Here is a 6934-nt window from a genome sequence, read left to right as displayed (position 1 = left end):
TGGCGGCGCCCGCGCGCGCCGACCCGCTGCGCGTGCCGGTGCGGGTGGAGGGTTCGCGCGTGCTGGTCGATTGCACGCTCGACGGGAAGGGGCCCTGGCCCTTCGTGCTCGACACCGGGGGGACGATCGGCCTCCTGTCGATGAAGATGGCCAAGGGGCTGGGGCTCGATTACCTGGGCGACACCCGCCTCAGCCTCGCCGTGGGCAAGCTGGCCTATCCGGTCTACAAGGTCACCGACCTCAGCTTTGGCGGCGCGGTGCGCCAGGGCGAGGCGGCCTTTGCCGGGGTCAGGGATTTCAATTTCGGGCAGGGCGCGGTCGGCTCGCTGGCGGCGGGCGTGCTCAGCACCTTGCCCAGCGAGCTTGATCTGGCGGCGGGCGAGTGGCGGGTCTACCGCGACACGGCGCCCGATCGCACCGGCTGGGTGCGCTACGACAAGGCCATTCTGGCGAGCCGCAACCGTTACGGCTCGTCCTTCCTTCAGGCCGACATCGACCTCGGCGGGGAGCCCTGCCGCTGCCTGCTCGATACCGGGATGCCCGGAGCCTTGCGGCTTTACCGCAAGGCGGCGCAGAAGGCGGGGCTGTCGTGGGACGCGCCGCGCTGGACCCCGGCCCCGCCTTATGGCACCGCGCGGATGATGCGCGCGCCCGAACTGGCGCTTGCCGGGGTCGATCTCAAGGGGCTGATCGTCGAACTGCGTGAGGAGGCCGACTTCCCGGTCGCGGAGAACGGCATCGTCGGCCTGCCGATCCTGCGCTTCTTCGCGCTGGCCACCGACCCGGCCGAAAAGGCGGTCTTCCTGCGCTTCAACCCGGCGGGCGCCGCGCCGCGCCAGCGCGACTACAACCGCGCGGGCTTCTGGGTCGAGCGCGAGGGCAAGGGGAAAGACGTGAAGGTCGCGGTGGTCGGCGCGGCCAGCCCGGCCGAGGCAGCGGGGATCGCGCCGGGGGACCGGCTCGTCGGCGCGGATTTCGACCGGCTGGTCAAGGCCGTCTATGAACCGGCCGGTACGCGCCTCGCGCTGGTGGTCGAACGCGCGGGCGCGCGGCGCGCGGTCGATCTGGTGCTGGAGAATTTCCTGTAAGTGGCGGCTCCGGGCCGCGCCGGATCGTTTGGTCGCGCCAACCGTCCTTGGCACGCCAGCCCGACCGCGCCGACAGCCCTCTACAGTCCGGGGTCAAGGGGGAATAACCCCTTGAATCTCCCTTCCTTCATCACCTGAAGCCGCGAAACGTTGCCGCAAGCTTGCGCCCCATTTGCTCAGGCGTATCGAACCACGTCACCCTTGGCACGGACGTCCAGATTTGCAACTAAGTCGCATTCTCATGAACAACGAGGAGCGCGGCGAATGCAAAAGCGAACGGCCATCCGCCTGTCGGGGCTCGGGGCGATGGCGGGGGCCGTGCTCTGGGCGCTGGGCGATGTCCTGCTGGTGGGCGGCGCGGCGCGGGTGGAGGCCTATCCCCTGTTGCTGCGCGATTATGCGCCGCGCATTCCCTTCGGCGCCTTGCCGCTGATGCTGGGGTTGGGCGAAGGGCGGCTGGCGGCGGGCGCGCTGATCCCCAATTTCGCGGTGCCGCTCTACCTTCTGGGAAGCTGGCACCTGTGGCAGGGCCTGCGCCCGGCGGGCGGCTGGCTGCCGGGGCTGGCCTTTGCGCTGATGCTGTGCGGCAACGCGATTTCGCCGCTGGGGCACGCCGCGTTCTACTATCCCGCGATGGTCTATGCACTGATCCCCGAGGTGCCGGTGGCGGCGCACGGCGCCTTGCTCGACCTTGGCGCGCGCTTCGATGGCATGGTGCGCATCGCCTGGCTTGCGGCGGTGCTGACGGTGGGCGCGGGAGTGTTGCTGTCCAGCGTCGTCATTGCGCGCGGGGGGACCGCCTACCCGCGCAAGGCCGCGCTCATCCTCAATCCGCTGGTGCCGCTGCTGGTCGCGGGGGCGCTCATGGCAGTGCTGCCCGCGCCGCTTTCGAACTGGGTCTACGCGGGGGTGCTCAATGTCGGTTTCTTCGTGCTCTACGCGGTCTCGACCCGGTTGTTGTGGAACCAATCGCGCTGAGGCGCGTTGTTTGGCGCTCATGCAGGGGGCGGCGGGCCGGTTCGGCGCGCCCATCGGATCGGCCCGCGGGCCGGTTCGTCCAGAGCCCACCTTTGCACACTGGCCCATTTCTTCTAGAAGCCGAGCCCATGCCTATTACCAAACTCGCCGACCTCGCCGATCCTGAACTCAATCCCTGTCTCGTCATCAAGGTGGGCTCCTCGCTGCTCGTCGATGACGAAGGGGTGCGCACGGTCTGGCTCAACAGCCTCGTCGGCGAGATTTCCGAAGCGCGTCGGCGCGGGCAGAACGTGATCGTGGTGTCCTCGGGCGCGGTCGCGCTAGGCGCGCGCAAGCTGGGCTTCGATAAGGGCGGGCGCGGCTCGCTCGCCGATGCGCAGGCGTCGGCCGCGGTCGGCCAGATCACGCTCTCGGGCATGTGGGCGCAACTGCTGGAAAACCACGGCCTTACCGCCGCGCAGATGCTCGTCACGCTGATGGACCTGGAAGATCGCCGCCGCTATCTCAACGTCACCGCGACGATCGAGCGGCTGCTCGATGCGGGGGTGGTGCCGGTCATCAACGAGAACGATTCGATCACCACCCAGGAGCTCAAGTTCGGCGACAACGACCGCCTCGCCGCGCGCGTCGCGCAGGCCTCGGGCGCGAGTTCGGTGATCCTGCTGTCCGATATCGACGGCCTCTACGATCGCCACCCGCGCGAGCCCGGTGCCACCCGGCTCGAGGTGGTCAAGGGCATCACCCCTGAAATCAAGGCCATGGCCAGCACCGAATCGAATTCGGGGATGGGCTCGGGCGGCATGGTCTCCAAGCTCCAGGCGGTCGAGATCGCGGCTATCGCGGGGGCGTGCGTGGCCATCGGCAACGGTTTTTGCGAGCGTCCGGTCGAGCGCATGATGGGCACCGGTGCGGGCGCCGGGGAAGGCATCGGCACGCTGTTCCTGCCGCGCCGCCGCCGCGGCGCGAGCAAGCCGGGCGCGCGCAAGGTGTGGCTGGGCGGTCGCTTGCGCACCAAGGGCAAGATCATCGTCGATGATGGCGCGATGAAGGCGCTCGTCCACGAAGGCGCGAGCCTGCTCGCCAAGGGCGTGATCGATGTCGACGGGCGCTTCCGGCGCGGCGACCCGGTCTCGATCGTGAGCGCGCAAGGGACCGTCATCGCCAATGGTCTGGCCGAATACGACGCCAAGGAAATCCACGCGATCCGGCGGCTGCACTCGAACCAGCAGCAGGCGGTGCTGGGCTATTCGCCGCGCTCCTCGGTCGTTCATCGCGACCTCATGTCGATCAAGTATGTCCCCCCGGTCGCCTGATCGTCGGGCGCGCGGCCAGTTCTGAAGGACCGGAAAGAAGATGCCATCCCAAGGCCCCACCATCGCGCTGACCGGCGCGACGGGTTTCGTTGGCCAGTGCCTGCTCGAACAGGCGCTGGCGGCGGGCTACGCCGTGCGCGCGCTGGCGCGCCGTGAACAGGCGCCGCGCCCTGGTGTCACCTGGGTCGCGGGCGATCTGGCCGACCGCGCGGCGCTGGCCGAACTGCTGCGCGGCGCCGAAGCCGTGGTCCACGTCGCGGGCGTGACCAACGCGCCCGATGCCGCCGGGTTCGAGGCGGGCAACGTCACCGGCACGCTCAACCTGATCGAGGCGGCGGTTGCGGGCGGGGTGCACCGTTTCGTCTTCGTCTCCTCGCTCTCCGCGCGCGAGCCGCAGCTCTCGGCCTATGGCGCCTCGAAGGCCAAGGCCGAAAAGCTGCTCAAGGCAAGCACGCTGGGCTGGACCATCGTGCGCCCTCCGGCGATCTATGGCCCGCGCGACAAGGAAATGATGGAGCTGTTCCGCGCCGCCAAGTGGGGGCTGGTCCCGGTCCCGGCGCAAGGGAACGCCTCGATGATCCATGTCGAGGATCTGGCCCGCCTGCTGGTCGCGCTCGTGCCGCCGGCCGACGCGGTGCTGGGGCGCACCTTCGAGCCCGACGATGCGACGCCGGGCGGCTGGCCGCACGTCGAGATGGCCCGCGCGATCGGCCGGGCGATGGGGCGGCGGGTCAAGGTTCTGGGCCTGTCGCGCAAGGCGCTCGACCGGGTGGCCGGGCTCGACCGCTTCTTTCGTGGCACCAAGGCCAAGATGACCGCCGACCGCGCGGCCTATTTCAGCCATCCCGACTGGGTCGTCTCGCCCGACAAGGCGGTGCCCGCGCACCTGTGGCAGCCGCGCGTCGACACCCGCGAGGGCCTGCGCGCCACCGCCGACTGGTACCGCACGGCGGGCTGGCTCTAAGCGGATGAGGCCGGGGGCGGGCAGGCAAACCCGCTTTGCGGCTCTTTCCCAGGCCTGACCGCGATGCGGGAGGGCGGCGCACAGGGCCAAGTTTTCGGGCGTCTGCGCCCTATGGTGCGCCCGCGCGCGAGCGGCTAAGGCATGCCCCCATGCAAAGTCTCGTCAAGCGCCTCAATCTCGACCCTTATGTCCTGGCCCTGCTCAGCACGGTGCTGCTCGCCAGCCTGTTGCCCGCGCAAGGCATCTGGGCACCGATCGCCGATCGGGTGACCGATGTCGCCATCGCGCTGCTGTTCTTCCTGCACGGCGCCAAGCTCTCGCGCGAGGCGATCGTCTCGGGCGCGAAGGCGTGGAAGCTGCACGCCGCGACGATGGCCGTGACCTTCGGGCTGTTCCCGCTGATCGGGCTGGCGCTGCGCGCGCTGCCCGGCATCGATCCGGGGCTGGGCACGGGGCTCCTGTTCCTGACCCTGCTGCCCTCGACCGTGCAGTCCTCGATCGCGTTCACCGCGATCGCGGGGGGCAATGTCGCGGCGGCGGTGTGCGGGGCCTCGTTCTCGAACCTGGCGGGGATCTTCGTGACCCCGCTGCTCACCGCGCTGCTCATCACCGGCAAGACGCAGGGCATCTCGAGCGACCCGATCATCACCATCGCCTCGCAGCTCCTCCTGCCCTTCGTCGCCGGGCACCTCATGCGCCCGGTGATCGGGCCTTTCGTCCACCGCCACAAGAAGCTGGTCGGCTACGTCGATCGCGGCTCGATCCTCCTGGTGGTCTACACCGCCTTCGGCGCCGCCGTGCTTGACGGGCTGTGGCACAAGGTGACCCTTGGCGAACTGGCGCTGATCGTGGTCATCGCGCTTGCCATGCTGGCGGTGGTGATGAGCGCGATCGGGGTGCTGGGCCGCGCGCTCGGCTTCAGCCGCGAGGACCGCATCGTGATGCTGTTCTGCGGTTCGAAGAAGAGCCTGGCGAGCGGCATCCCGCTGGCCGCGGTGCTGTTTCCGGCCGCGCAGATGGGCGCGATCATCCTGCCGGTGATGTTCTTCCACCAGATCCAGCTGATGGTCTGCGCGGTGCTCGCCCGGCGCTTCGCGGCCGAGACCGAGCGGCTGGCGGGGGCACCTGCGCCGCAATAGTGGTTCGATTCTGACATTTGATACCCTATCGGAGAGGGCGCGCTCAAATGTCAGAATCTCTTCGAACCACTAGCATTCATTTGATTCTAGTGGATTTTACNTAGTGGTTCGATTCTGACATTTGATACCCTATCGGAGAGGGCGCGCTCAAATGTCAGAATCTCTTCGAACCACTAGCATTCATTTGATTCTAGTGGATTTTACGATTTTGACATTTGCAGACCCATCCCAGCCGCCAGGGGATGCAAATGTCAAAATCAATCCACTAGAAGAAGAGGGAAGAGAATGTTCCGAGGGCCATCGCTCTCGGGCTCCCAAAACTGTCCGGGGCCGTTTTCGCAGCCACCGTAGCGCGACAGCGATGCGCTGGACAGTTTGGGGTCAAGGGGTGTTAACCCCTTGAATCAAAGATCTTAGGTCAATCCCCTCAAACCAGAGCCGCTGGCCGCACGATGCCGCGGCAGGCGCCGAACCCGATCGTGCGCCGTCCGGGCGCGGTGAGGCGTGCGTGGAGGGTCACCTCGTCGCCATCTTCGAGGAAGCTTCGCGTTTCGCCGCCGGGCAGGGTGATCGGCTGCGCGCCGTTCGCGGTCAGTTCCAGCAGCGAGCCCTTGGCGCCGGGCGCGGGGCCTGAAATCGTGCCGGTGCCCAGCACGTCGCCCGGCTCGAGCGGGCAGCCGTTGGCGGTGTGGTGGGCGACCATCTGCGCAAAGGTCCAGTACATCTCGCGCGCATCGGTGGTGGCGAGTGTCAGCGCCGCCGCGCCCGCCGCGCGCATCGCCTCGCTCGACAGCGTGACCTCCAGTTCGATGGCGAGCGCGCCGCCCGCCTGATCGCCCTCGTCGAACAGGTGGGCGGGCACGCGCGGGTCTGCGCGCGCGCGGGGGGCCTGCGCGCAGCGGAACGGGGTGAGCGCTTCCATCGTGACGATCCAGGGCGAGACGCTGGTGAGGAAGTTTTTGCCCGCAAAGGGGCCGAGCGGCTGGTATTCCCAGGCCTGCACGTCGCGCGCCGACCAGTCGTTGAGAAGGGTCAGGCCGGCCATGTGCTCGAACGCCTCGCCCAGCGGGATCGGGCGGCCGAGCGGGTTGCCGCGCCCCATCCACAGCGCGAGTTCGAGTTCGAAGTCGAGCTTTTGCGTCGGGCCAAAGCGCGGATGCGCGGCGCCTTGCGGCAGGCTCTGGCCGTGCGGGCGCACCAGCGCGGTGCCGCTTGGCCGCAGGCTCGACGCGCGGCCGTGGTAGCCGATCGGAATGTGTTTGTAGTTGGGCAGCAGCGGTGCATCGGGCCGGAACAGCGCGCCGACGCCCTGTGCGTGGTGAATGCCGACGTAGAAATCGGTGTAATCGCCCACGCGCGCGGGAAGCTGCAGGCGGCATTCCTCGACCGGGACGAGCAGCGGTTCGACCTGCGCACGCGCCGCCGAGCCACGGGCGAGCAGCGCGCTGACCG

At 68.7% G+C, this 6934-nt stretch carries 6 protein-coding genes; 5 read left to right on the top strand and 1 reads right to left on the bottom strand.

The genetic code is table 11. The annotated features are described in order from the left end of the window. The 5 genes from MTR62_RS19025 to MTR62_RS19005 all read left to right on the top strand — a co-directional run. Window positions 1-1088 (top strand): aspartyl protease family protein (locus MTR62_RS19025; RefSeq protein WP_244023908.1); only part of this gene is annotated, 1088 nt, incomplete at its 5' end. Between the two features lie 264 nt (window positions 1089-1352). Continuing rightward, window positions 1353-2066, top strand: a complete 714-nt coding sequence (locus MTR62_RS19020; protein WP_244023906.1) for a DUF6796 family protein — start codon at window positions 1353-1355, stop codon at window positions 2064-2066. A 128-nt stretch (window positions 2067-2194) separates the two neighbouring features. Next, entirely contained in the window at window positions 2195-3379 is a 1185-nt protein-coding gene (gene proB / locus MTR62_RS19015) for a glutamate 5-kinase (protein WP_244023904.1), read from the top strand. 40 nt (window positions 3380-3419) lie between these two features. After that, entirely contained in the window at window positions 3420-4343 is a 924-nt protein-coding gene (locus MTR62_RS19010) for an NAD-dependent epimerase/dehydratase family protein (RefSeq protein ID WP_244023903.1), read from the top strand. 149 nt (window positions 4344-4492) lie between these two features. Then, window positions 4493-5482 carry a bile acid:sodium symporter family protein gene (locus tag MTR62_RS19005; RefSeq protein WP_244023901.1) on the top strand — a complete coding sequence of 330 codons (990 nt, stop codon included), beginning with the start codon at window positions 4493-4495 and terminating at the stop codon, window positions 5480-5482. Between the two features lie 427 nt (window positions 5483-5909). Here MTR62_RS19005 and fahA read toward each other — a convergent pair. Next, a partial coding sequence (fahA, locus tag MTR62_RS19000) for a fumarylacetoacetase (protein WP_244023900.1) occupies window positions 5910-6934 on the bottom strand: 1025 nt, incomplete at its 5' end.

This window comes from Novosphingobium organovorum (assembly GCF_022832435.1).
GTDB classification, from domain to species: domain Bacteria; phylum Pseudomonadota; class Alphaproteobacteria; order Sphingomonadales; family Sphingomonadaceae; genus Novosphingobium; species Novosphingobium organovorum.
This window is presented reverse-complemented; position numbering and strand designations above follow the sequence as displayed.